Consider the following 20,550-nt stretch of genomic DNA (forward strand, 5'->3'; position numbering starts at 1 on the left):
CACCTCAGAACGCGTCGATCCTGGCCGCGACTTTCGCCACGAACCTCGTCCGACTGCCCTCGGTCGACAGGTTCATCGAGTAATGCGCAAGGTAGGAAACCGACCCGCCGGGCTTGATCGTCGCACGCAGCACCCGCTTGACCAGCTTGCGCGGCGGGTCACCCATCAGCATGGCTCGGAACCGGCTGCCGCCATAGGTCGTGACCGCGACCACCTTGCGGATGTTGTGCAGTGACGGCTGCACCTTGCCGTCGACCAGCTTGAACGACACGCCGGGCAGGAAGACGCGATCGAAAAAGCCTTTCAGAATGGCCGGATAGCCGAAGTTCCACACCGGAAACGACAGCACCAGCGCCTCGGCCCGCAACAGGCGCTCGACGTAAGGCGCCGCCGGATCGCCGGCACTGCGCGCGTCGTGATAGGACAGCCGCTCGGCGTGCGTCAGCCTGGGATCGAAACCCTCGGCATAGAGATCGCAATCGTCGACCACATGGCCGGCCGCTTTCAGCCGCTCGACGATGGTCCGGTGCAGGCCGGCATTGAAGCTGGTCTCCACAGGATGAGCATAGAGGACGAGAATGTTCACAGGAGAACATCTCGCAAGTCGGCACCAAGCACCCCCCTCTGCCCTGCCGGGCATCTCCCCCTCAAGTGGGGAGATCGGCTGTCAGTATCGCGTTCGCCACTCGACGACGTTGGAAGATGGTCGAGACGATGGAACTGCCAATCTCCCCCCTTGAGGGGGAGATGCCAAGTGGTGGCAAAGAGGGCAGGCCAGAGGGGGGTACAGCGCCACACGCCCGTCATCGTCTCAAACCGCCTTCTCCAGTCCCTTGAACAGGAACGACTTGCCCGAGCGATAATCATAGTCCGGGTTCTCCCAGGCGATCATCTTGCCGGGATTGAGCAGGCCTTGCGGGTCGGTCTCGCGTTTGAAGGCGAGCTGCACCTCGTCGGTGCGCTTCATGCCGCCTTCTTCCAGCGTGTAGCGGTGCGGGTTGAAGATCCAGCAGCCATTATCCTCGTGGATGCGGATGATCTCGTCGAGCCGCTCCGCCGTGGTGAAGCGGACCAGCGGCAGCCCTGCGATGCCGATGGCGCCGTCGAAGCGGATGAACTCGAGATGCCCCGGCACCTCGTCGCCGAAGCGGTCGACCATCGCCTTGACGTGGCCGAGGTGGTCCGGCGACGGGTAGCGGGTCTGCAGGTAGGTGATCGTCGGATCGACCCGGATGGCACGCAGCGTCGTGTGGTTCCAGGTCAGCTCATAGGCCGGCGGCAATCCCTTGAGATCGGCCTCCTTGTCGGCGCGGAAGACGATCTCGCCCTTGCTGCGCGCCGTGAAGGCGAGGAAGGCATCCATCGCATGCGGCGCGATCATCAGGACGACGATGCTTTGGCCGCGCCGGAAAAACCGCTGGTGGCGCTTGAAGTAATCGTAGGGGATGGGTGCTGCGATCGGTGTGATCAGTTTCGCCAGGATGCCGTCCTGGATGGCGAGATCGTTGCCGAAGCCGGCCGCATCCATGAAATCGTCGAAGCCGACGATGACGTCGATCCAGTCATAGCTGGCGGTCAGCGGCATCTCGACTTCGGTGATGATGCCGTTGGTGCCGTAGGCGTGCATCACCTTCAGCACGTCCTCGCCGGTGAGCTCCATGACCCGCGGCTGTGCCTCCATCGTCACGGTCCTCAGCCGGATGACGTTGCCGAGGTCGCGCAGTCCGCCCCAGCGGATCGAGCCGATACCGCCGGAGCCGCCGGCGACGAAGCCGCCGATCGATGCGGTGTTGTAGGTCGACGGCGACATGCGGAGCTCCTGGCCGGAATGCGCCCGCGTCGCTCTGTCGATGTCGGCGAGCACGGCGCCGGGGCCGGTGACGACACGGCCGGGGGCGATCGTCTTGACCGCGTTCATTTCGGCGAGATTGAGCACCACGCCGCCGGACAGCGGCATCGCCTGCCCGTAATTGCCGGTGCCACTGCCGCGCGGCGTCACCGGGATGCCGTGCCGGTGGCAGGCGGCGAGAATGCGGACGACCTCGTCTTCGGTTTTCGGCGTCACGATCAGGTCACCGGTGACGTGCTCGAGCTGCTGCTTCAGCACCGGGCTGTACCAGTAGAAGTCGCGGCTCTTCTGCTGGACGATCGCCGGATGGTCATCGACCTTGAGGCCGTCCAGGTCGCGCTTGAGCGCCGCAATATCCATCATTCCACCATCAGATCATCGAGTTCGGCATAATCGGGCAGCTGGCGCTCGATCGCATGCCCGTCGCGCACGACGATGCGATTCGATTCGGGCCGCGACAGCAATTCCGTCCAGCTTCGCCCCCTGAAGACGACGAAATCGGCCGGCGCTCCGGCGGCAAGCGTGCCGAAACCATCGAGCCGCATCACCTTGGCCGGCGTTGCGGTGACAGCTTGCGGCCAGTCCGCGACGGGATGGTCGAGATGCAGGATGCGCGTCGCCATGCGGTAGACCTCCAGCATGTCGAGATCGCCATAGGCGTAGAACGGGTCGCGCGTATTGTCGGAGGCGACGGCGACGGCAATGCCGCGCGCCTTCATCTCGTGCAGCAGCGTCACCCCGCGCCAGCGCGGCGTTGTCCTGTCGCCGCGCCGGTCCTGCAGATAGAGATTGCACATCGGCAGCGACACCACCGCCAGGCCGGCCTTGGCGACCTTGTCCAGGGTGTCGAGCACGTCGAGGTCGGGCTGGCGCGCCAGCGAGCAGCAATGGCCGACCAGGATGTTCCCGTCAAAACCGTTCCAAAGGGCGGCTTCGGCGATTTTCTTCAGCGAGATCGCCGCGATATCGTCGGTCTCGTCGGCGTGGAAATCGAGGTCGAGGCCGTGCTTGATCGCCTGCGCGAACACCTGGTCGAGCAATTCTTCGAGATCCGGCACCATGTAGGTGACGACCCCGAGGACACCCTTGGCGGCAGCCACCCGCTTGGCCAGCCTCTCGAACCATTTCCTGTCGCGCACGCCTTCGATGCCGAGCAGGCAGGCCGCCTGCAGCTCGATGCGGCCGCGCCATTTCTCCCGCATCGTCTCGAACACCGGCCAGGAGATCTCTTCCTGCGGCGCGACGCTGTCGAGATGCGTGCGCAGCGCCCTGGTGCCGTGCGCGTAGGCGCAGCGCAGCGAAAAATCCATGCGACGGGCAACGTCGTCGGCGCTCCAGCGCGCCGCCCGGTCGGCGCCCGTTGCGTTCAGCGCGCCCATGAAGGTGCCGTCCGGGTTGGGCTTTCGAGGCCAGATGTGGCCCTTGTCGATATGGGTGTGGCAGTCGACAAAGCAGGGCAGCACGATACGGCCGCCGAGGTCGATGGCGGCTGCCGGTGCTGCCGATCGCCGATGCGCCGCAATGCTGGAAATCCTGCCGTCGGCGACCGCGATATCTGCGAGTGCAAAACCGTCGGCGTCGGAAGGAGCGGCAAGGCCGATCGTCAGGGAGGCGTGAAGCCGGACCTTGGAGAGGACGAATTGGCCGGATTTGGGGATCATCGCAGAGGTCATCGCTGCCCCTCATCCGGCTGCCGCCACCTTCTCCCCGTATAGAGACGGGGAGAAGGGGCTGACCGCGACCGCGGCGCACTTTCAGCAACGCTGGTGATGGGCGAGATCGTCGAGGAAGGCGTCCTTCTCCCCGTCACTATACGGGGAGAAGTGCCCGGCAGGGCGATGAGGGGCAGCGCTGACGCCGGGATGGGCGACAGGCAGCTTTTGCCTACAAAACACGGCACCATCACCGCTCCTGCCTCAGCGCGCTCTCGTGCCAGCGTCGCAAAATGAGATGCGAAATCAGCGACAGCACCAGGAAGATCAGGATGCCGGTGAGCGAGATCAGGATCAGCGCCGCGAACAGTCTTGGTGCGTTGAGCCGGTAGCCGGCCTCGATGATGCGCGAGGCTAGGCCGGACGACTGGCCGGTGGCGCCGGCGACGAACTCTGCCACCACCGCGCCGATCAGCGACAGGCCGCCGGCGATCTTCAGCCCGCCGAGGAAATAAGGCATCGCCGCCGGCAGCCGCAGATAGCGCAATTGCTGCCAGCGGGTCGCACCGTTGAGCTTGAACATGTCGCGCAGATTGCGGTCGACGGAATTGAGGCCGAGCGTGGTGTTGGAGAGGATCGGGAAGAAGGCGACGATCCAGGCGCAAAGCAAAAGCTTCGTCGTCTGGTTGTCGACATAGATGTTGATCAGCGGAAAGATCGCGACGATCGGCGTCACCTGCAGCACGATGGCGAACGGAAAGAACGACATCTCCACCCATTTCGACTGAGCGAACAGCACTGCCAGCCCGACACCGCCGACCACGGCGAGAAGCAGGCTCAAGAAGGTTATCCTGAGTGTCACCAGCAGCGAGGAGAACAGCAGCCCGGCATCGTCGTGCAGCGTTTGCAGCACCACGCCGGGACGCGGCAGTATGTATTTCGGGATGTCGTTCCAGACACAGATGCGGTCCCACAGCCAGATGGCCAGGATCATGATCGCCAGCGGCAGCAGCCATCTGCCGATGCGCTCGAAGCGCTCCTGGCGGACGCGGCGCGCCTCCTCCGGGTCGAGCGCCAGGACTGGTTCTTCAAAGGCCGTCATGATGCGGTCCGGCAGTTGAGTTGATGGCGCCGATCAGCACGTCGGATGCCTGGCGGCAGAGCGCGGCATAGTCGGGCGAGGTGCGAAACGCCTCGTCGCGCGGATAGGATGCATCGACGGCAAGCTCGGCAAACACCCGGCCCGGCCGCGCCGCCATGACGACGATGCGGTTGGAGAGGAATACGCTTTCGAAGACGCTGTGGGTGACGAAAACGACGGTAAAACGCTCATCCTGCCATAGCTCGAGAAGGTCGTTGTTGAGCTTGAAGCGGGTGATCTCGTCGAGTGCGGCGAACGGCTCGTCCATCAACAGAATGCGCGGCTTGGTCACCATGGCGCGGGCGATCGAGACGCGCATCTTCATGCCGCCCGACAGTTCGCGCGGCACGGCCTTCTCGAAGCCGGTCAGGTGAACCCGCGCCAGCATCTCCATCACCGCCGGCGCCGCCTTGGCACGCGACACGCCCTTCAGCCGCAGCGGCAGCCAGACATTGTCGAAGACGTCGGCCCAGGGCAGCAGCGTCGGTTCCTGGAAGACGAAGCCGATATTTGAACGGTCGCCGATATTCGAACGCTCGAGGGCACCGCTGCCGCGCCAGTCGAGCACGCCCGAGGTCGGCGTCGACAGGCCGGCAATCAGCCGCAGCGCCGTCGACTTGCCGCAGCCGGACGGTCCGAGCAGGCTGAGGAAATCGCCTTCCCGGATCGTCAGCTCGACATTGCTGAGCGCGGTGACGCCGTTGGAAAACACCTTGCCGACACCGCGCAGCGCCAACAGCGTCGGCCCCGATACGCTTCCTGGCTGTTGCGCCACTTTCTCCAGCTTCACGGCCTACTTCTTCAGGTCGAGCCCGACGCTCTTGTTGACGAAGGCCAGCGTGTAGGCCTTCTTGATGTCGATGCCCGCCGGTGTGACCTTGGCCTTGACCATCTTGTCGTAGAAACTCTGGATGCGCGCATCGGTCATGGCGCCGATGCCGAGCTTTTCGCTGTCGCCGGAATCGACCACGCCGAACTTCTTCAGCTGCTCGATCGAGAAGGCGATCTGCTCATCCGTCATGTCCGGATTTTCCTTCTTGATCATCTCGTTGGCGGCCTTGTTGTCGCCGTAGAGATAATTGTACCAGCCCTTGGCCGAGCCATCGACGAAGCACTGGACCACCTCGGGCCGCTTGTCGACCGTCTCCTGCATGGTCTCGACCGTCGTCGCATATGTGTCCCAGCCATAGTCGGCCAGCAGGAACTGGTTCGGCGTGAAACCGCCCTGCTTCTGGACGGCGAATGGCTCCGAGGTGACGTAACCCTGCTGGATCGACTTCTTGTTGGCGATGAACGGCGCCGGGTTGAAGGTGTAGGGCACGCGCTTGGCGGCATCGAAGCCGAGGTCGGTGACCATCCACTGGAAGAAGGTCTGCGCACCTTCGTCGCCGAGGATGTACTGGTCGGCATTCTTCAGGTCTTCCCATTTATCCAGCCCCTGCCCGGGATGGGACATGATGACCTGCGGGTCCTTCTGGAAGTCGGCCGCCACGACGCGCATCGGTATGCCTTGCTGCACGGCATCGAAGGCCGACAGCAGGTTGCCGCCCATGTAGAAATCGATCTTGCCGGCCAGCAGCAGCGGCCGGCCGCTGACCTGTGGGCCGCCCTGCATGATCGTCACGTCGATGCCGCAGGCGGCATAGGTGCCGTCCACCACGGCCTGGTAGTAACCGCCATGCTCCGGCTCGGCCAGCCAGTTGGTGCCGAAGGTGACTTTTTCGTTCGCTGCCGCGGCAAGCGTGCCTGCGCCAAGCAGCACGATCACGCCCGCCGAAATCTTGAGTTTTCCGTACATCCACACCACCCTTTGTTCGCTCCGGCGCGTCACGCGCCGGGCTCGACACCATTGTTTCAAGAAGCAAGACACATGCCACCGGCGCGTTGCGCCGGGACCGCCCGCTTGTGCAGCCCGCCTGTGCAATGGCGGCGCGAGCCGGACGGGTCATGCTGTACGAAAGGCATCGTGCCTATTTTTTGATCGCCTGTCCACAATCGCCCTCGTGACATGCACCGCCATCTTGATGCCCGCATCGATCCGGCCTTAGAGCGACGCGCGTCCACTTGGACGCACAAAGTACACTCTAAAACTTTGAATCTTCGCATCGTGCTTTCCGAAAATCGATCCCGATTTTCGGGCCGATGCGATAGGCTGCCGCGAACGGAGATTGCCATGTTCAAATTTCTCACGCCGAAGTCGATCAAGCCGCCCTTCGCCCGCTACAGCCATGGCGTCGAACTGCCGCCCGGAAAGCGGCTGGTTCTGTGTTCGGGCCAGGTCGCGATCACAGCGGATGACCAGATCCCGGAAGGGGCCAGCGCCCAAACCGAACTCTGTTTCCAGAACATATCGGCGATTCTCGGCGAGGCGGGGCTCGGCCTGTCCGACATCGTCCGCATCAATGCCTACGTCACCGACCGCGCCTTCCTGCGCCCCTATATGGAGGTTCGCGACCGGCTGTTCGCCAGCCCTGCGCCCGCCTCGACGCTGATGATCGTATCCGGTTTTGCCCGGCCGGAATTCAAGGTCGAGATCGAGGTCATTGCGGCGGGATGATCGACAGCCGATCGTTCCCGCGTTAGGTCTGGGCTTGTCGGTTCAAGAGGGCATGACATGACCGCTGCAAAAAAACGCGTATGGTGGGGTGACTACCGGACCACCGAATACGCGACCGTCGATCCTGAGGCGACCATTGCCGTTCTGCCGCTGGCCGCAATTGAGCAGCACGGCCCGCATCTGCCGGTCTCGACCGACACCTCGATCATGAACGGCATGCTGGAAACGGTGATCGCGCGCCTGCCCGGCGATCTCGACATCCGCATCCTGCCGGTCCAGGCGGTAGGCAAGTCGAACGAACATTTGCACGCACCGGGCACCCTCACTTTGCCGGCGACGACCTTGGTCGAGGCGTGGACCGAACTTGGCCTGTCGGTCGCGCGCGCCGGCGTCCGAAAACTGATTGTCGTCAACTCGCATGGCGGCAATGAGGAGATCATGGGCATCGTCACCCGCGAATTGCGCGTGCGGACAAAGATGCTGGCGGTAAAGACCAGCTGGCAGCGTTTTGGCCGGCCGGCCGGCATGTACACCGAGCTCGAGGACCGCCACGGCATTCATGGCGGCGACGTCGAGACCTCGTTGATGCTGCATTTCCGGCCCGATCTCGTCGACATGGCCAAGGCCGACAATTTCGTGTCCAAGGTCGCCCGCGCCGAAAAGGAATTTGCGCTGCTGCGCCACACCGGAACGCACGCCTTCGCCTGGATCGCCAGCGATCTCAACCCGAATGGCGTGGTCGGTGACGCCAGCGTTGCAACCGCCGAAAAAGGCCAGCTCACCGCCGAGCATCAGGCCGACGGCTTCATTGGCCTGCTGAGGGACGTGCGCAATGCAAAGCTGGCGGATTGGTTGGCTTAGGTGTTTGATCCCACCAGCTCAGGCCTCGCTCACGAGGAGCGATTCCATTCGCGCGAGGATCCTCACTTCACCTCTTGAAGCGGCGACACCGTGTAGATTTCGTCCAGTATCTTCACCATCAAGGTGTTGGCGGTCGCCTGGCCGTCGAGCGCGAGAGTCAGGTTGGTCCATATGACCAGGGTCACGTCATTGGCCGGATCGTAGCCCATGAAGGACTGGTAACCGGGCATCTCGCCTTCGTGATAGTAGATTTCGTTACGCCCGAAGGTCAGCGTTAGGATGCCATAGCCGTATTTTTGCATGGCGGGTTCGCCCGGCTCCGGCGCCTCAGGGCTTGCAAGCCACTGCCGCTGGAAGTCGGCATTGAAGAGCTTGCCCCCGACCAGCGCGCGCATCCAGGTCGCGAGGTCATCCGCGGTGGAGATGACTCCGCCAGCCGCAAAGTAGGCGGACGGGTTCTGCCATGTGTCGTCGTTGGGCTTGAGCGTTCCCGCCCTGGCCGCAGCCTGGAGGTCGTCCGGATAGGGCGCATCAGCCAGGGCGTACGACGTACTGCCGTAGAGATAGCCGTTTGAGTATGGCTCGGGGATGGCGTTCGACGTGCTCGGCGGCAACGCCGTGTTCTTCATGCCGAGCGGCCCGAACAGGCGGTCCCGGAAGATGGTCGAGAGCGGCTTGCCGTCGATCTTCTCGGCAACAAGGCCGAGCAGATAGTAGTTGGTGTTGTTGTACTCGAATTCGGCACCCGGCGCGAAGTCCGGCGGCCGTTTGAACGCCATGCCGAGTACTTCATCAGCGGTCCAGACCCTATAAGGATACTTGTCCAGGCTTCCGGCAAGTTCCGGCGCATTGGTGAAGTTAGGGAGGCCGCTCCGCATTGTTATGAGCTGCCGAATGGTTATCTCGTCGCCGTTGGGAACGCGCTGGACGTATTTCGAGATCAGATCGGCGAAGCTCAGTTTCCCCTCCTGCACCAGTTGCACGATTACAGCGGCCGTCATCGTCTTGGTGTTCGAGGCCGCACGGAAGTGGGTATCGGCGCGCGGCGGGTTCGTGGCACCCAGTTCAGTCGTACCGTAGCCGAAGACGAGGTTGCCCCGCGGAGTCTTGAGCAAAACCATGGCACCGGGCAGCATAAGTTCTTTGGCCAAACCCTCGACAGTGGCTTGGAGCGCTGCCAGGTCGATCGACTTGAGAGCCGGCATGGACGCGGCCATGGCGCTGCCTGTCGCGCAGACCACGCCAACAACGATGGCCAAAATTCTCCCGATCATCATTCGCCCCTTGGCCGTGTGCTAGAACTCCTGCGCACTTTTCCTGGAATTTGTTTTTAGGCTCAGATTTTCAATTCGAACGGCGTGCCTTCGAAAGCATCCGCGCCGCGCCCGATCGCCTGGATCGCTTCGATCATCCGGCCCCTGCGATCGAGCAGTGCGTCGGCAATTGCGATCAGCCGCGGATTGGGTGTCGCCGTGGGCGACAGCGCGCGCAGCGTCTCGGCCAGTTCGGCCTCGTCGCGCTTCGGCGCCAGCGCTGCCGCGATGATATAGGCCGAAGCGGTCGAGCGGCTGATGCCGGCATAGCAATGCACCACCAGCGGCCGCGAGCGATCCCATTGGCGTGCGAAATCGAGCAGGTTCACGACATGCTCCTCGCCCGGCATCGTCATGCCCTCCTGCGCTACCGCAATGTCGTGCATGACCAGATGCAGATGGTTTTCCCTGGTGATCGAGGCCGGTCGCATCACCTCCGTTCCGGCGGCAAGCAGCGAAAGCAGCCGCCCGGCCCCGGTCTTCGTTACCGTTTCCTCGACTTTGGACAGCGAGCAGACATGGATCATTGGATCGTTTCTCCCTTGGCATCATCGTCGCGCCGCGGGGCCCAGCCGGCAAGTGCGGATTCGAGCCGCCGCCATTCTTCGTCGGCTCCCGGCAGGCCGGCGCGCAGCACATCCGGACGATCGGCGAAATGCCGAAGCAGGATGCCGCGCTGGCCGAGCACCGAAAATAGGCCGGCGGCGTTCGCCAGCCTGACATAGCGGAACAACGCGGTGCCACCGGCGACAGGCACGCCGAAGCGGCCGAACAGCGTATCGAGCCGTGCGGCATCCTCGGCCAGACGGCGCCGCATCCCGGCCTGCCAGCCGGTATCGGCAAGCGCCCTTATGCCATATTCGAGCGCCGGCCCGGCAACTGCCCATGGCCCGAACTGCGCCTCCAGCCGCTCGACCGTCAGCGCATCGGCCAGTGCAAAGCCAAGCCGCAGGCCGGCCAGGCCGAAGAACTTACCGAACGAACGCAGCACGACGATGCCGCCCTGGTCGACGTCGCCGGCCAGGCTTTCGCTGCGCGGGCCGACATCCATGAAGGCCTCGTCGACCACCAGCAGCCCGCCTCTGGCGCGTAATGTCCCGGCAAGTCGAAGCAATCTTTCGCGCTCGACGACGCGCCCGTCCGGGTTGTTGGGATTGACGACGACGGCAAGGTCGGCCGCCGCCAGGGCTTCGAAATCATCGACTTCAGCCGCCGCATGGCCGGCGATCGCCGCTGCCCGCCGATGCTCGGCATAAGTCGGCCCGAGCACCAGCGCCGTGCCCGGGCTGACCAGGGAAGCGACGCGCGGCAACAGGATCTGCGTGCCGGGCGCCGCTGCGACATTCGCCGCCGACGGGGCGCCATAGGCGCTTGCCGCGAGTTCAGCCAAGTCGCGGCTGCGCGCTGTTTCCGGCAATCGCGACAGGGCGGTGGCGGGCAAATCGAAAAGCGGGTAGGAGTGCGGATTGATCCCGGTCGAGAGGTCGACGAAAGGCAGCGGCGCGTGAGGGAAAAGCGCCCTCGCCCGGCCAAGGCTTCCGCCGTGGTCCACTGCCGCCGTCACTCCATCAAGAGACTTCATGCCGATCCTGATCACTTTCCTGTCGCTGGCCATCGAACTTGTACTCGGCTACCCGGCCCGGCTCTTCGATGCCATTGGCCATCCCGTCACCTGGTTCGGCAGGCTGATATCCTTTCTCGACCGCAGGCTCAACCGCGCCACTGATTCCGACGCCCACCGTCGCGGCTGGGGCGTCGTCGCGCTGCTGGTGATCGTGCTGGTGCCGGCCGCCCTCGCCCTCTGGCTCGAAACCTTGCTTTGGAGCATTCCCCTCGGCTTGTTGGTCACCGCAATCCTGGCGACGTCGCTGCTGTCGCAGAAGAGCCTGGCCGAGCATGTCGAAGCGGTCGCCGACGCACTCGACAGCGGCGGACTGGATATGGGCCGCATTGCCGTCTCGCGGATCGTCGGTCGCGACCCGGAAAAGCTCGACAGGGCCGCTGTCTGCCGCGCCGCGATCGAAAGCCTGGCCGAGAATTTCTCCGACGGCGTCGTCGCTCCGGCCTTCTGGCTCGGTATCGGCGGGCTCGCCGGCGGCGTCGCCTACAAGGCCGCCAACACCGCCGATTCGATGATCGGCCATCGCACCCCGCGCCACGAAGCCTTCGGCTGGGCGGCGGCGCGCTTCGACGATTGGATCAATCTGCCGGCGTCGCGGCTGACGGCGCTGCTGATCGTACTCGCCGCTTTTCTGGTCAAGGGCGCCGACGCCAAGGGCGCCTGGCACGCCGTGCGGCGCGATGCGAAAAAACACCGCTCGCCCAACGCCGGCTGGCCGGAAGCAGCGATGGCCGGCGGGCTCGGCCTGGCGCTCGCCGGCCCCCGTTCCTATGACGGCGTGATGGTCGAAGACGCATTGATGGGCGACGGCGGCCGGCGCGATGATGTCGAGAGCACCGACATCCGACGGGCCCTGAAACTCTACCGCGTCGCCGACTTACTGCTGATCGCGCTGTTCGGAATCATCGCGGTGATCGTCATCGCCGCGTGAACGTCCGAATGGGTCGGCAAACCCGACCTACCAGGTAACACGGACTTCCTTTGCGCTCGGATCGGCTTCCACGCCAAACCTTTTGATCGCGTACCCACCGGCAGCTACGGGAGAAGATTTCAATAAGGGTTCGACTACGACAAAAAGTCGTTCAGCGTTTGGCCCATACATGTAGAGGATGCATTCGCCTTCACCAAACAAGTCACCGTCAAACTCGCCGACCGATGCATCCTCGATAGCTTTCTCTAGCCGATCCTCGAGCGCATAAATGGATTCGCGTTCGTCAGCGGCACCAAACTGACCATCATTGAGAATAAGATAGACGATTACCGCCTGGTCCACGAACAATCTCCAGCTTCGCAAGCGACCAGAACTCTATCCCCTGACATCCGGCGGCACTGAAACTCTACCGGATCGCCGACTTTCTGCTGATCGCACTGTTTGGGGTAATCTCGACGGTCGTAATTCTGTTGTGATCTTCGCCCGATCTCAGGCGAAACAAAAACCCGCCATGCGGCGGGTCGTTGGAGCCAATTAGCACCATACCAAAATTAGTAGCATAGCTGCCGGCACAAAGCAAGAACAAAATAGGGCTACGCCTCAAATGATCGCTTCAGGTCGGCGCTGCCCCTCACCCTTACCATTCCAGGGGCGAGCCGCTTCGTGCGGCTTTCCCTTCTCCCCTTGTGGGAGAAGGTGGCCGCGAAACGGCCGGATGAGGGGTGTTCCAGCTTGGCACCAACAGCGCCCCGGCCAGCACCTCTCAACCGTCTTGGCGCTGCGCGCCAATCCACCTTCTCCCACAAGGGGAGAAGGAAGAAGAGGCGCCAGCAACACCCCTCAGAACTCGATCCCCTGCTGCGCCTTCACGCCGGCGGAGAAGTGGTGCTTGGTCACGCCCATCTCGGTGACCAGATCGGCCGCCTCGACCAATACCGGTTTGGCGTTGCGGCCGGTGACGACGACATGCAGGCCTTCGCGACGCGCCTTCAGCGCCGCGACCACCTTTTCGAGATCGAGGTAGTCGTAGCGCAGCGCGATGTTCAGCTCGTCGAGCACCACGAGGCTGATCGACGGCTCGGCCATCAGCTCCAGCGCTTTCGCCCAGGCAGCCTCGGCCGCCGCGATGTCGCGCTTCAGGTCCTGTGTCTCCCAGGTAAAGCCCTCGCCCATGGCGTGCCAGACGACACGATCGCCAAAACTAGCAAACGCGTCCTTCTCGCCGGTATGCCATTTGCCCTTGATGAACTGAACGACGCCGACGCGCTTGCCATAGCCGAGCATCCTGAGTGCCAGCCCAAAGGCGGCCGTGGTTTTGCCCTTGCCCGGTCCGGTGTTGACGATCAGCAGCCCCTTCTCGACCGTCTTGGCCGCGACCTCTGCGTCCTGCACCGCCTTGCGCTTGGCCATCTTGGCGCGGTGGCGTTCCTCGTCCTTGGCATCGATAGTATCAGCCATGTCATTTCACCTTGAGCGGCAGCCCCGCCACCATCAAAAGCACGGTGCCGGCAACGGCGGCGACGTCCTGGTTCAGCCGGCCGGCGGCATCGCGAAACCGTCTTGCCAGCGCATTGTCCGGCACGATGCCCTGGCCGACCTCGTTGGACACCACGAACCACGGCCCACGCGGCCGCGACAGCACATCGGCCAGCCTCCGGCATTCGGCCTCGACATCATGGTCGGCCAGCATATGGTTGGTCAGCCACAGCGTCAGGCAATCGATCAGCACCGGCTGGCCGTCAGGCAGCGCTCCGATCGCGCCGGCAAGGTCGAGCGGCGCATCGATGGTCGTCCAGCCGGCGCCGCGGCGCGAGCGGTGCAGCGCGATGCGCTGGCGCATCTCCTCGTCATAGGCTTGCGCCGTGGCGATATAGCTCCAAGGCGGCGGGCCGACCGTCACCAGGCTCTCGGCATGCGCGCTATTGGCGGAGCGCGCACCGCCGATGACCAGGGTCAGTGCCCCGGCAGCGCGGTCAGGCAAAGCTGTCGCGCAGGCTGGTCGCCGTGCCCGTGAAGCGTCCGCGCACCACGCCGACGACCGCGCCGAGCACCAGCCAGAACACCAGATTGGTCAGCGTCACCGCCACCACGAACTGGTGGTGCAGGCCTTCCGGGATCGCGGTCTCGAAGCTATCGGGCTGCGGCGCGCCGACAATATGCGGCGCCATGATCAACGCTACGGCAAGGATCGCCAGCGGCAACGATCTGCGGAAGGCGATAAGGCCGAGCCCGGCGGCGGTCGCCACCACTGTTGCCCACCACCAGATCTGGCGTTGGACAAGGTCGGCCGCCGGCATCGCCGGCAGTTCCGGCGGCAGGCCGAGGCCCGGCGCCAGCGTGAACACGGCAAAGCCGGCAAGCCCCCAGAACACGCCCTGGCGCCAGTTGCCGATGCCGCCGGCGAATTCCGAAACCGCAACCAGGACCAGCGCGAAGCCGATGCCGGTGACGATATTGGCAACGACGCTGAAGGCGAAGCGTTCGAAACCGTCGGCCGGCGCCCAGCCTTCGCCTTCCGCCGGAGCCATTGCTTCAGCCGGTGCCGGCGCGGCGCTGCTCATAGCCGTCGTGCCCGCGGCGTTTTCGGCCGGTGCCGCAGGTGCCGCGGCATGGTCATGGCCGCCGCCGGCCTGTTCGTAGATTTCCGCCTTCAGGATGAGCGGCACCGTGGCATAGGCTTGCATGCAGGCGAGAGCCACGCCGGCCACAAGCCCTGCGATCGCCGCGATGAACACGACGTTGCGAAACAGTGTCATGATGTCAGCCCCTTGTCAGTGGCAGGGAAAGCCCATCGAATGGCGATAGTCGTGCGCGGCATTGTGGACCGCATCGATATGCGAGAAGCCGACAAAGCCCATGACGAAAATGCCGAGGAATGCAGCAAGCGCCAGTTGCATGAGACGCGACTGCGAGGAGGCGGAAGCGCCGAGCGAAACGGAAGCGGTATTCATGTCTTGTCCTTTCGCCCTCCACCCGAGGGCATAGAAGTCAGTTTCCTGTCGCCGGCAGGTCTCCTGGCTCGCGGATCAGCGCCCTTCCCCACCTTCCCGAAGGCGAACCTTCAGTGGCATATGGAGAGGACTACCGCACACAGTTGCGGGGGCAGCCACGGCATTGGGCAAACAATTTCGCCCGCACCGCATTCCCTCTTGGTTCCAAACGGAACCGACGACATCAGCGACTATAGGCAGAATCGCCGCGCCCGGCAAACCAAATTCCGCCGGATCGTGTGGCGAATGCGCCGCCTCGCCAAGTTCGCAGACCGGCGCCGCGATTGACAATTTTCGCAGCCGGGTGTCGGCTGGCGGATGGGGAGGAAGCCGGCATGCAACCCAGCCCGAACAAGCGATCCCTACAACGGCCTGACGCGGCCCGAGCCGACGCTGCCGTCAAACAGCCTATTGGGACATCGCAGCCTATCAGCGCGATCTCGAGGCGATCTGGTATCGCAACTGGCTGCTCGTCTGCCGCGACGCGAAGCGCTCGCCGATCCGGCCGCCGATATCGACAACATCGTCGCGTTCGGTACCCAGGTGCTGGAGGAGGATGCTGATATCTGCGAGGTCAACCAGATGGGCCTGCGCTCGATGCGCCATAAGACCGGCGTGCTGATGCCCGAGGAATACGACTTGCACCGCTTCCACAACTGGGTGCGCGAGCGCCATGCGGCGCTCGCACATCAAAGCGATTTGGGCAGATAACGCCAGGTGACGAAGCCGCAGGCCACCGCCAGCAGCCCGAGCGTCGCGAAAACCGCGCCCAGGCCGAAGAACGCCAGCACGCCGGCCAAAGGCTTTCCGGCTCTGGCCTAAAGCAGCCCTGATGCCGACCGGCGCCAACGCGACGCAAGGCCCTGCTTCTTTTGACGGTGGCAACCGTGATAGTCGTCTTGCCGGGGCTGAACCAAGACAGCGAAACCATGAGCATCGACACGCCGACCGCAGCCGTTCAGGATCAACCGAAGTCGAAGCGCATCGCCGTTATCGACATTGCACGCGGCATCGCTTTGCTTGCCATGGCGAGCTATCATTTCACCTGGGACCTCGAATTCTTCGGCTACACCGATCCCGGCCTCACCGCCTTCGGCTGGTGGAAAATCTACGCGCGCTGCATCGCCTCGAGCTTCCTGTTCCTGGTCGGCATCAGCCTCTATCTCGCCCATGGCAAAAAAATCCGCTGGACCGGCTTCTGGAAGCGCTTCGCCATGGTTGCCGGGGCAGCGCTCGCAATATCGCTGGTCACCCGCATCGCCACGCCCGACGGCTTCATCTTCTTCGGCATATTGCATGAGATCGCGCTCGCCAGCCTGCTCGGCCTGGCGTTCCTGCGCCTGCCGGCGCTGCTGACGCTTGCCGTGGCGGCCCTCGCTATTGCCGCGCCTTTCTACCTGCGATCCGAGCTTTTCGATCATCCGTCTTTGTGGTGGGTCGGCCTGTCGGCGACCAACCCGCGCTCCAACGACTACGTTCCGCTGCTGCCCTGGTTCGGCGCCGTACTTGCCGGCATCGCGGTTACCAAGCTCGCTGCCACCTCCGGCGCGCTGACGCGGCTGTCGGCATTGGCGCCCGGCCGCTGGGCAAATCCGCTGGTCTTCATCGGCCGGCACAGCCTTGCTTTCTATCTGATCCATCAGCCGGTGCTGATCGGCTCGGTCTGGCTGTTTTCGCAATTCATGCCGGCGCAGGCCGAAACCAGGGAGGTGCGTTTTCTGAAATCCTGCCAGATATCCTGCGAGCAGGCACGCGACACCGAGTTCTGCTCCAGCTATTGTGCCTGCATGCTGGACACTCTCCAGGGCGAAGCCTCGCTTGACCGGCTCTACAGCGACGACCAGTCCCCGGAGTGGAAGGCGCATATTGGCGAGCTCGCCGGCACCTGCACCGCCCAAACCGAGGCGGCGGAACCGGGAACGCGCTAATCGAGGGAGGACAATAATGAGCGACAGTCACCCGAAACCCATGCAGCAAAATCCTGGGCAGCCGAAGCTGGGGCACATCCCATGGCCGCCGCTGATCTATATCGCTGCCATCATCGTCAGCGTCGCGCTAGGGCTGTTCTATCCGCTGCCGTGGATCGGCGATCTTCTCGGCGACATCCTGTTCGCCGCCGGCCTTGTGGGGTTGGTGGCGGTTGCCGCGCTCTGGTTCACGGCAATCCGCACCATGATCCGCGCCAAGACGACGCTCAACCCGAACGGCGTGCCTGACCATCTGGTGACCACCGGACCCTTCGCCGTCAGCCGCAACCCGATCTACCTCGCCAACACGCTGCTGCTGGTCAGCCTCGCCTTTGTCACTGGGATCGCCTGGTTCCTGCCGCTGGCAGTCATCGCGGCGTTCCTGACGCAGAAGCTGACGATCGAGAGCGAGGAGAAGGTGCTGACGGCCAAATTCGGCAAGAAATACCGGGACTACGCCAAAAGGGTGCGGCGCTGGATTTGAGCCGAGGCTGACACCGGCTTAGGTGGTGACGCCGAGCTCCACCAGCCGCTCGACGCAGGATTCCTCGGCCTGGTCGAGCTCTGCCAGGGTCTCTTCGAGGTCGCGGCGTTTCTGGCGAAGATCCTCGCGCTTTTCCTCGATGCGCTTGATCATCAGTTTGAGCTGGCCTACCTCGCCGGGCGGCTCCCTGTACATCTGGATGATCTCGCGGATCTCGTTGATCGAGAAGCCGAGTCTTTTTCCCCGCATGATCTGGCGGATGAGATGCCGGTCCGACGGACGGAACAGCCGCGTGCGGCCGCGTCTTACCGGCTGCACCAGCCCTTCGTCCTCATAGAAGCGCAACGTCCGCGTCGACACGTCGAATTCGCGGGTCAGCTCCGTGATCGAATAATATTCCCGCATCGTCACTCCAATGCCCCGGCCACGCCGCGAGTTCCAACTGGCCGGCGCCGCCGGCGCCCAGGCGCGTACCAGAATCGGCGGACAAGGCACCTTTCAAAGCCTCGCATGGCATTTACGTAAAAGTCAATTGAGGTGACGTTCAGCGCACGCCGAACCACCATGTGGCGAGCCCGAGAAAGGCAAAGAAACCGACGACATCGGTGACCGTGGTGACGAAAACCGCCGAAGCCACAGCCGGATCGATCTTGAAGCGGTCGAGCAGCAGCGGGATAAGGATGCCCGCCAGAGCCGCCACGAACATATTGATGATCATCGCAGCCGCAATGATGCCGCCGAGATTGCGATCGTGGAACCAGGCAGCAGCCACGAGGCCGATCAGGATGGCAAAGATGATGCCGTTGATGAAGCCCACCCCGATTTCGCGGCGGATGATGCGGCCGGCATTGTAGATGTCGAGGTCCCTGGTCGCCAGCGCCCGCACCGTGACCGTCATGGTCTGCGAGCCGGCATTGCCGCCCATGCCGGCGACGATCGGCATCAGCACCGCCAGCGCCACGATATGCTCGATGGTGCGGTCGAACAGGCCGATCACCGAGGCCGCCAGGAAAGCCGTCAAAAGATTGACCAGCAGCCACGGCACGCGCGAGCGCGAGGTCGAAAAGATGCTGTCCGAGAGTTCTTCGTCGCCGACGCCGCCCATGCGCAGCAGATCTTCCTCGGCCTCCTGCTGGATGACGTCGACGACGTCGTCGATGGTCAGCACGCCGACCAGCCGCTCGTTCTCGTCGACGACGGCGGCGGACAGAAGATCGTATTGTTCGAATTCGCGTGCCGCCTCCTCCTGGTCCATGGTGGCCGGGATGGCATGCCTGGTCTCATGCATGACCTCTTCGACCTTGACCGAGCGCTTGGTACGCAGGATCTGGTCGAGGTCGATGGCGCCGAGCAGCTTGAAGCTCGGATCGATGACGAAGATCTGGCTGAAACGGTCGGGAAGATTGTTGTCCTCGCGCATGTAGTCGATGGTCTGGCCGATCGTCCAGAACGGCGGCACCGCGACGAACTCGGTCTGCATGCGGCGGCCGGCGGTCTCTTCGGGATAGTCAAGCGAACGCCGCAGCCTGATCCGCTCGGTGAACGGCAGCTGCGACAGGATCTCGTCCTGGTCCTCCTGGTCGAGGTCTTCGAGAATGTAGACCGCGTCATCGGAATCGAGATCCTGCACCGCCTGGGCGATCTGCGCATTGGGCAGACTGTCGACGATGTCGCGGCGGATCGCCTCGTCAACCTCGGTCAGCGCGGAAAAATCGAAATCCTTGCCCAGCAATTCGACCAGCGCGCGTCGCTGTTCCGGGTGCAGGGCCTCGAGCAGGTGGCCGAGTTCCGACTGGTGCAGATCGTCGACTTCACGCTTCAGCGTCAGCGTATCGCGATCGGCGATCGCGGCACCGATCTGGGCGAGGAACGACGACAGGATGACGCCGTCCTCGTCATAGATGTCGGCGCGGCGCTCCTCGGCCGCCCGGGCGCCGGTCATCTGTTCGTCCTGGCCTTCCACCAGCGCCTCCCGCCATCGGATTTCCGGATAAGGTGCCTGTCAGGTCTAGACCATGATCCTGACAATCGGAATCGATTTTGCGAAAGGACCATGCACAACGACAAATTGCTACAGCGCCGTTCGCGCGTCCAAACGACGCGGCGCATACCGGATGGTAGGAGGAGAGGCGTTCTACAAACCTGCGGCGCTGCAAACCTTCCCGGCGGCAGGTAAAGGGCAGCGTATCTCCCTGCCCCGGTCAACCAGATGGGCAGATCGACACTGATTCAAAAACGGCGAGGCCGACGGTGCGACGGCCTCGCTGGATATTGGACTTAACGGCTTCCCGATCAGGCGGCGTGGCCCTTGGCCTCAGCCGCATAGCGGTCCAGGAGACCGCTCCAGCCACCCTCGGATTCGAAGGCCTCGCGCATCGCCTCTGCGGTTTCGCCCATGTTCTCCAGAAGCCTGTGCTCGAGTTCCACACGCGTCGCGTTCTCGCCGAGCGCGACAAAGCGGATCTCGACTTCGGTCAGCAATGCCGGATCGTAGCGCCAGCCGGCTCCAATGCGCCAGGCGAGCGTCAGCCTGGACGGCGGATCCCAGGCGAGAACCTCGCCCCAATCGCATTGTGACCCATCCTCGTCGATCTCGTACCAGCGGCCGCCGGCTTTCGGTTCGATCACCGCGGTCGTCAGGGCGGATTTGCCGATCGAGTGCGAAGCCGGCCACCAGCGCCCGAATCCTGTGGTGAACACATCGAATGCCTTGTCGAGCGGCACCTCCACCGTCGCCGACTTCCTGACCGGCGCGGGCTTGATCATGGTCGTCATTTCCTCTTCTCCTTGCTGTTGTCGACTTCCCGTTTGAAGGCGTCGAGCGCATCGCCCCACATGCGGTCGAGCCAGGCACGCATCTCGCCGAGCCCATGCGGGTCGAGATGATAGATGTTGCTGGCACCTTTCGGCTCTGCGCGGACCAGCCGGGCTTCCTTCAAGACCTTGAGGTGCTGCGATACCGCCGGCTGCGAGACCGGAAGCACTCGCGTCAGATCTATGACCGAGCGTGGCCGATCGGCGATGAGCTCGAACACCTTGCGGCGCGTCGGATCGGCCAAGGCCACCATTCCTGCATAATCATAAATCATGACTTATGATAAGCTAAAACTTATGATACGTCAACCGAGGGCGTGGCGGCCCGTGTTCAAGCAACCGGCCGGCTCGGCCCCGAGGCTCCGGGGCA

The 20,550-nt window shown here is 63.7% G+C and carries 24 protein-coding genes and 1 riboswitch; of the genes, 6 read left to right on the plus strand and 18 right to left on the minus strand.

The window, feature by feature from the left end; all coding sequences use genetic code 11:
- Window positions 1–4 precede the first annotated feature (4 nt).
- From NKI41_RS04420 to NKI41_RS04445, 6 genes are all read right to left on the minus strand, one after another.
- Window positions 5–586, minus strand: coding sequence for an NAD(P)H-dependent oxidoreductase (locus tag NKI41_RS04420; RefSeq protein ID WP_352681637.1), 582 nt, complete (start codon window positions 584–586; stop codon window positions 5–7).
- A 225-nt stretch (window positions 587–811) separates the two neighbouring features.
- On the minus strand, window positions 812–2,209 hold the full coding sequence (locus NKI41_RS04425; protein ID WP_352681869.1) for an FAD-binding oxidoreductase: 1,398 nt from the start codon (window positions 2,207–2,209) through the stop codon (window positions 812–814).
- A complete protein-coding gene (locus tag NKI41_RS04430) occupies window positions 2,209–3,510 on the minus strand; it encodes a cytosine deaminase (protein WP_352681871.1) in 1,302 nt (433 codons plus the stop codon). Before NKI41_RS04430 ends, NKI41_RS04425 begins: the two co-directional genes overlap by 1 nt.
- A 241-nt stretch (window positions 3,511–3,751) precedes the next feature.
- Complete coding sequence (locus tag NKI41_RS04435; protein ID WP_352681639.1) at window positions 3,752–4,603, minus strand: ABC transporter permease; 852 nt, start codon at window positions 4,601–4,603, stop codon at window positions 3,752–3,754.
- Window positions 4,590–5,432, minus strand: coding sequence for an ABC transporter ATP-binding protein (locus NKI41_RS04440; protein WP_352681641.1), 843 nt, complete (start codon window positions 5,430–5,432; stop codon window positions 4,590–4,592). The genes NKI41_RS04435 and NKI41_RS04440 overlap by 14 nt, the downstream gene beginning before the upstream one ends.
- A 3-nt stretch (window positions 5,433–5,435) precedes the next feature.
- Window positions 5,436–6,440 carry an ABC transporter substrate-binding protein gene (locus NKI41_RS04445; RefSeq protein WP_352681643.1) on the minus strand — a complete coding sequence of 335 codons (1,005 nt, stop codon included), beginning with the start codon at window positions 6,438–6,440 and terminating at the stop codon, window positions 5,436–5,438.
- 375 nt (window positions 6,441–6,815) lie between these two features.
- Here NKI41_RS04445 and NKI41_RS04450 point away from each other — a divergent pair, with 375 nt between their 5' ends.
- Together NKI41_RS04450 and NKI41_RS04455 are read left to right on the plus strand one after the other, a co-directional pair.
- Complete coding sequence (locus tag NKI41_RS04450) at window positions 6,816–7,199, plus strand: RidA family protein (protein WP_352681645.1); 384 nt, start codon at window positions 6,816–6,818, stop codon at window positions 7,197–7,199.
- A gap of 57 nt (window positions 7,200–7,256) precedes the next feature.
- Entirely contained in the window at window positions 7,257–8,060 is an 804-nt protein-coding gene (locus NKI41_RS04455; protein WP_352681647.1) for a creatininase family protein, read from the plus strand.
- A 62-nt stretch (window positions 8,061–8,122) separates the two neighbouring features.
- On the opposite strand, the gene NKI41_RS04460 is transcribed toward NKI41_RS04455, so the two are convergent.
- The 3 genes from NKI41_RS04460 to cobD form a co-directional block, all read right to left on the minus strand.
- Window positions 8,123–9,334, minus strand: coding sequence for a serine hydrolase domain-containing protein (locus NKI41_RS04460; RefSeq protein ID WP_352681649.1), 1,212 nt, complete (start codon window positions 9,332–9,334; stop codon window positions 8,123–8,125).
- 62 nt (window positions 9,335–9,396) lie between these two features.
- On the minus strand, window positions 9,397–9,900 hold the full coding sequence (locus tag NKI41_RS04465) for a tyrosine phosphatase family protein (protein WP_352681651.1): 504 nt from the start codon (window positions 9,898–9,900) through the stop codon (window positions 9,397–9,399).
- A complete protein-coding gene (gene cobD, locus NKI41_RS04470) occupies window positions 9,897–10,955 on the minus strand; it encodes a threonine-phosphate decarboxylase CobD (RefSeq protein ID WP_352681653.1) in 1,059 nt (352 codons plus the stop codon). The genes NKI41_RS04465 and cobD overlap by 4 nt, the downstream gene beginning before the upstream one ends.
- Here cobD and cbiB point away from each other — a divergent pair.
- Entirely contained in the window at window positions 10,954–11,925 is a 972-nt protein-coding gene (gene cbiB / locus NKI41_RS04475) for an adenosylcobinamide-phosphate synthase CbiB (RefSeq protein ID WP_352681655.1), read from the plus strand. The two genes, cobD and cbiB, sit on opposite strands and share 2 nt — an antisense overlap.
- Before the next feature lie 27 nt (window positions 11,926–11,952).
- On the opposite strand, the gene NKI41_RS04480 is transcribed toward cbiB, so the two are convergent.
- The 5 genes from NKI41_RS04480 to NKI41_RS04500 form a co-directional block, all read right to left on the minus strand.
- Window positions 11,953–12,267, minus strand: a complete 315-nt coding sequence (locus NKI41_RS04480) for a hypothetical protein (protein ID WP_352470255.1) — start codon at window positions 12,265–12,267, stop codon at window positions 11,953–11,955.
- Window positions 12,268–12,765: 498 nt separating this feature from the next.
- Complete coding sequence (cobO, locus tag NKI41_RS04485; protein ID WP_352681657.1) at window positions 12,766–13,383, minus strand: cob(I)yrinic acid a,c-diamide adenosyltransferase; 618 nt, start codon at window positions 13,381–13,383, stop codon at window positions 12,766–12,768.
- A gap of 1 nt (window position 13,384) precedes the next feature.
- Window positions 13,385–13,906 (minus strand): bifunctional adenosylcobinamide kinase/adenosylcobinamide-phosphate guanylyltransferase, encoded by a 522-nt coding sequence (cobU, locus tag NKI41_RS04490; protein ID WP_352681658.1) that lies wholly within the window; start codon window positions 13,904–13,906, stop codon window positions 13,385–13,387.
- Window positions 13,899–14,681: a CbtA family protein gene (locus NKI41_RS04495; protein WP_352470252.1), complete on the minus strand. Its 783-nt coding sequence runs from the start codon at window positions 14,679–14,681 to the stop codon at window positions 13,899–13,901. Before NKI41_RS04495 ends, cobU begins: the two co-directional genes overlap by 8 nt.
- A gap of 15 nt (window positions 14,682–14,696) precedes the next feature.
- A complete protein-coding gene (locus tag NKI41_RS04500; RefSeq protein ID WP_023676561.1) occupies window positions 14,697–14,876 on the minus strand; it encodes a CbtB domain-containing protein in 180 nt (59 codons plus the stop codon).
- A gap of 36 nt (window positions 14,877–14,912) precedes the next feature.
- Window positions 14,913–15,110, minus strand: a riboswitch (cobalamin riboswitch).
- A 123-nt stretch (window positions 15,111–15,233) separates the two neighbouring features.
- On the opposite strand from NKI41_RS04500, the gene NKI41_RS04505 reads away from it, so the two are divergent.
- The 3 genes from NKI41_RS04505 to NKI41_RS04515 all read left to right on the plus strand — a co-directional run bounded on the left by NKI41_RS04505 (window position 15,234) and on the right by NKI41_RS04515 (window position 17,366).
- The gene (locus NKI41_RS04505) at window positions 15,234–15,626 is read left to right on the plus strand and encodes an SRPBCC family protein (RefSeq protein ID WP_352470251.1); all 393 of its coding nucleotides are present in this window, start codon (window positions 15,234–15,236) and stop codon (window positions 15,624–15,626) included.
- Between the two features lie 218 nt (window positions 15,627–15,844).
- Entirely contained in the window at window positions 15,845–16,843 is a 999-nt protein-coding gene (locus tag NKI41_RS04510; RefSeq protein ID WP_352681661.1) for a heparan-alpha-glucosaminide N-acetyltransferase, read from the plus strand.
- A 16-nt stretch (window positions 16,844–16,859) separates the two neighbouring features.
- Entirely contained in the window at window positions 16,860–17,366 is a 507-nt protein-coding gene (locus NKI41_RS04515; RefSeq protein ID WP_352470249.1) for a methyltransferase family protein, read from the plus strand.
- An 18-nt stretch (window positions 17,367–17,384) separates the two neighbouring features.
- Here NKI41_RS04515 and NKI41_RS04520 read toward each other — a convergent pair whose 3' ends face one another.
- The 4 genes from NKI41_RS04520 to NKI41_RS04535 form a co-directional block, all read right to left on the minus strand.
- A complete protein-coding gene (locus NKI41_RS04520; RefSeq protein ID WP_023676566.1) occupies window positions 17,385–17,771 on the minus strand; it encodes a MerR family transcriptional regulator in 387 nt (128 codons plus the stop codon).
- 139 nt (window positions 17,772–17,910) lie between these two features.
- A complete protein-coding gene (gene mgtE / locus NKI41_RS04525; RefSeq protein ID WP_502894205.1) occupies window positions 17,911–19,308 on the minus strand; it encodes a magnesium transporter in 1,398 nt (465 codons plus the stop codon).
- Window positions 19,309–19,658: 350 nt separating this feature from the next.
- Window positions 19,659–20,141 (minus strand): SRPBCC family protein, encoded by a 483-nt coding sequence (locus tag NKI41_RS04530; RefSeq protein WP_352681663.1) that lies wholly within the window; start codon window positions 20,139–20,141, stop codon window positions 19,659–19,661.
- Window positions 20,138–20,455 (minus strand): ArsR/SmtB family transcription factor, encoded by a 318-nt coding sequence (locus NKI41_RS04535; protein ID WP_023676569.1) that lies wholly within the window; start codon window positions 20,453–20,455, stop codon window positions 20,138–20,140. The genes NKI41_RS04530 and NKI41_RS04535 overlap by 4 nt, the downstream gene beginning before the upstream one ends.
- Between the last annotated feature and the right edge of the window lie 95 nt (window positions 20,456–20,550).

The sequence above is a fragment of the Mesorhizobium sp. M0601 genome (assembly GCF_040320845.1).
Lineage (GTDB): Bacteria > Pseudomonadota > Alphaproteobacteria > Rhizobiales > Rhizobiaceae > Mesorhizobium.

Bases quoted from the DNA above. Each gene is read 5' to 3' on its own strand.
- NKI41_RS04425 (WP_352681869.1), bottom strand. From the start codon at position 2,209: ATGGATATTGCGGCGCTCAAGCGCGACCTGGACGGCCTCAAGGTCGAT.
- NKI41_RS04430 (WP_352681871.1), bottom strand. From the start codon at position 3,510: ATGATCCCCAAATCCGGCCAATTCGTCCTCTCCAAGGTCCGGCTTCAC.
- NKI41_RS04435 (WP_352681639.1), bottom strand. From the start codon at position 4,603: ATGACGGCCTTTGAAGAACCAGTCCTGGCGCTCGACCCGGAGGAGGCG.
- NKI41_RS04445 (WP_352681643.1), bottom strand. From the start codon at position 6,440: ATGTACGGAAAACTCAAGATTTCGGCGGGCGTGATCGTGCTGCTTGGC.
- NKI41_RS04450 (WP_352681645.1), top strand. From the start codon at position 6,816: ATGTTCAAATTTCTCACGCCGAAGTCGATCAAGCCGCCCTTCGCCCGC.
- NKI41_RS04455 (WP_352681647.1), top strand. From the start codon at position 7,257: ATGACCGCTGCAAAAAAACGCGTATGGTGGGGTGACTACCGGACCACC.
- NKI41_RS04460 (WP_352681649.1), bottom strand. From the start codon at position 9,334: ATGATCGGGAGAATTTTGGCCATCGTTGTTGGCGTGGTCTGCGCGACA.
- NKI41_RS04465 (WP_352681651.1), bottom strand. From the start codon at position 9,900: ATGATCCATGTCTGCTCGCTGTCCAAAGTCGAGGAAACGGTAACGAAG.
- cbiB (WP_352681655.1), top strand. From the start codon at position 10,954: ATGCCGATCCTGATCACTTTCCTGTCGCTGGCCATCGAACTTGTACTC.
- cobD (WP_352681653.1), bottom strand. From the start codon at position 10,955: ATGAAGTCTCTTGATGGAGTGACGGCGGCAGTGGACCACGGCGGAAGC.
- cobO (WP_352681657.1), bottom strand. From the start codon at position 13,383: ATGGCTGATACTATCGATGCCAAGGACGAGGAACGCCACCGCGCCAAG.
- NKI41_RS04495 (WP_352470252.1), bottom strand. From the start codon at position 14,681: ATGACACTGTTTCGCAACGTCGTGTTCATCGCGGCGATCGCAGGGCTT.
- NKI41_RS04500 (WP_023676561.1), bottom strand. From the start codon at position 14,876: ATGAATACCGCTTCCGTTTCGCTCGGCGCTTCCGCCTCCTCGCAGTCG.
- NKI41_RS04505 (WP_352470251.1), top strand. From the start codon at position 15,234: ATGGGGAGGAAGCCGGCATGCAACCCAGCCCGAACAAGCGATCCCTAC.
- NKI41_RS04510 (WP_352681661.1), top strand. From the start codon at position 15,845: ATGAGCATCGACACGCCGACCGCAGCCGTTCAGGATCAACCGAAGTCG.
- NKI41_RS04515 (WP_352470249.1), top strand. From the start codon at position 16,860: ATGAGCGACAGTCACCCGAAACCCATGCAGCAAAATCCTGGGCAGCCG.
- NKI41_RS04520 (WP_023676566.1), bottom strand. From the start codon at position 17,771: ATGCGGGAATATTATTCGATCACGGAGCTGACCCGCGAATTCGACGTG.
- mgtE (WP_502894205.1), bottom strand. From the start codon at position 19,308: ATGACCGGCGCCCGGGCGGCCGAGGAGCGCCGCGCCGACATCTATGAC.
- NKI41_RS04530 (WP_352681663.1), bottom strand. From the start codon at position 20,141: ATGACGACCATGATCAAGCCCGCGCCGGTCAGGAAGTCGGCGACGGTG.
- NKI41_RS04535 (WP_023676569.1), bottom strand. From the start codon at position 20,455: ATGATTTATGATTATGCAGGAATGGTGGCCTTGGCCGATCCGACGCGC.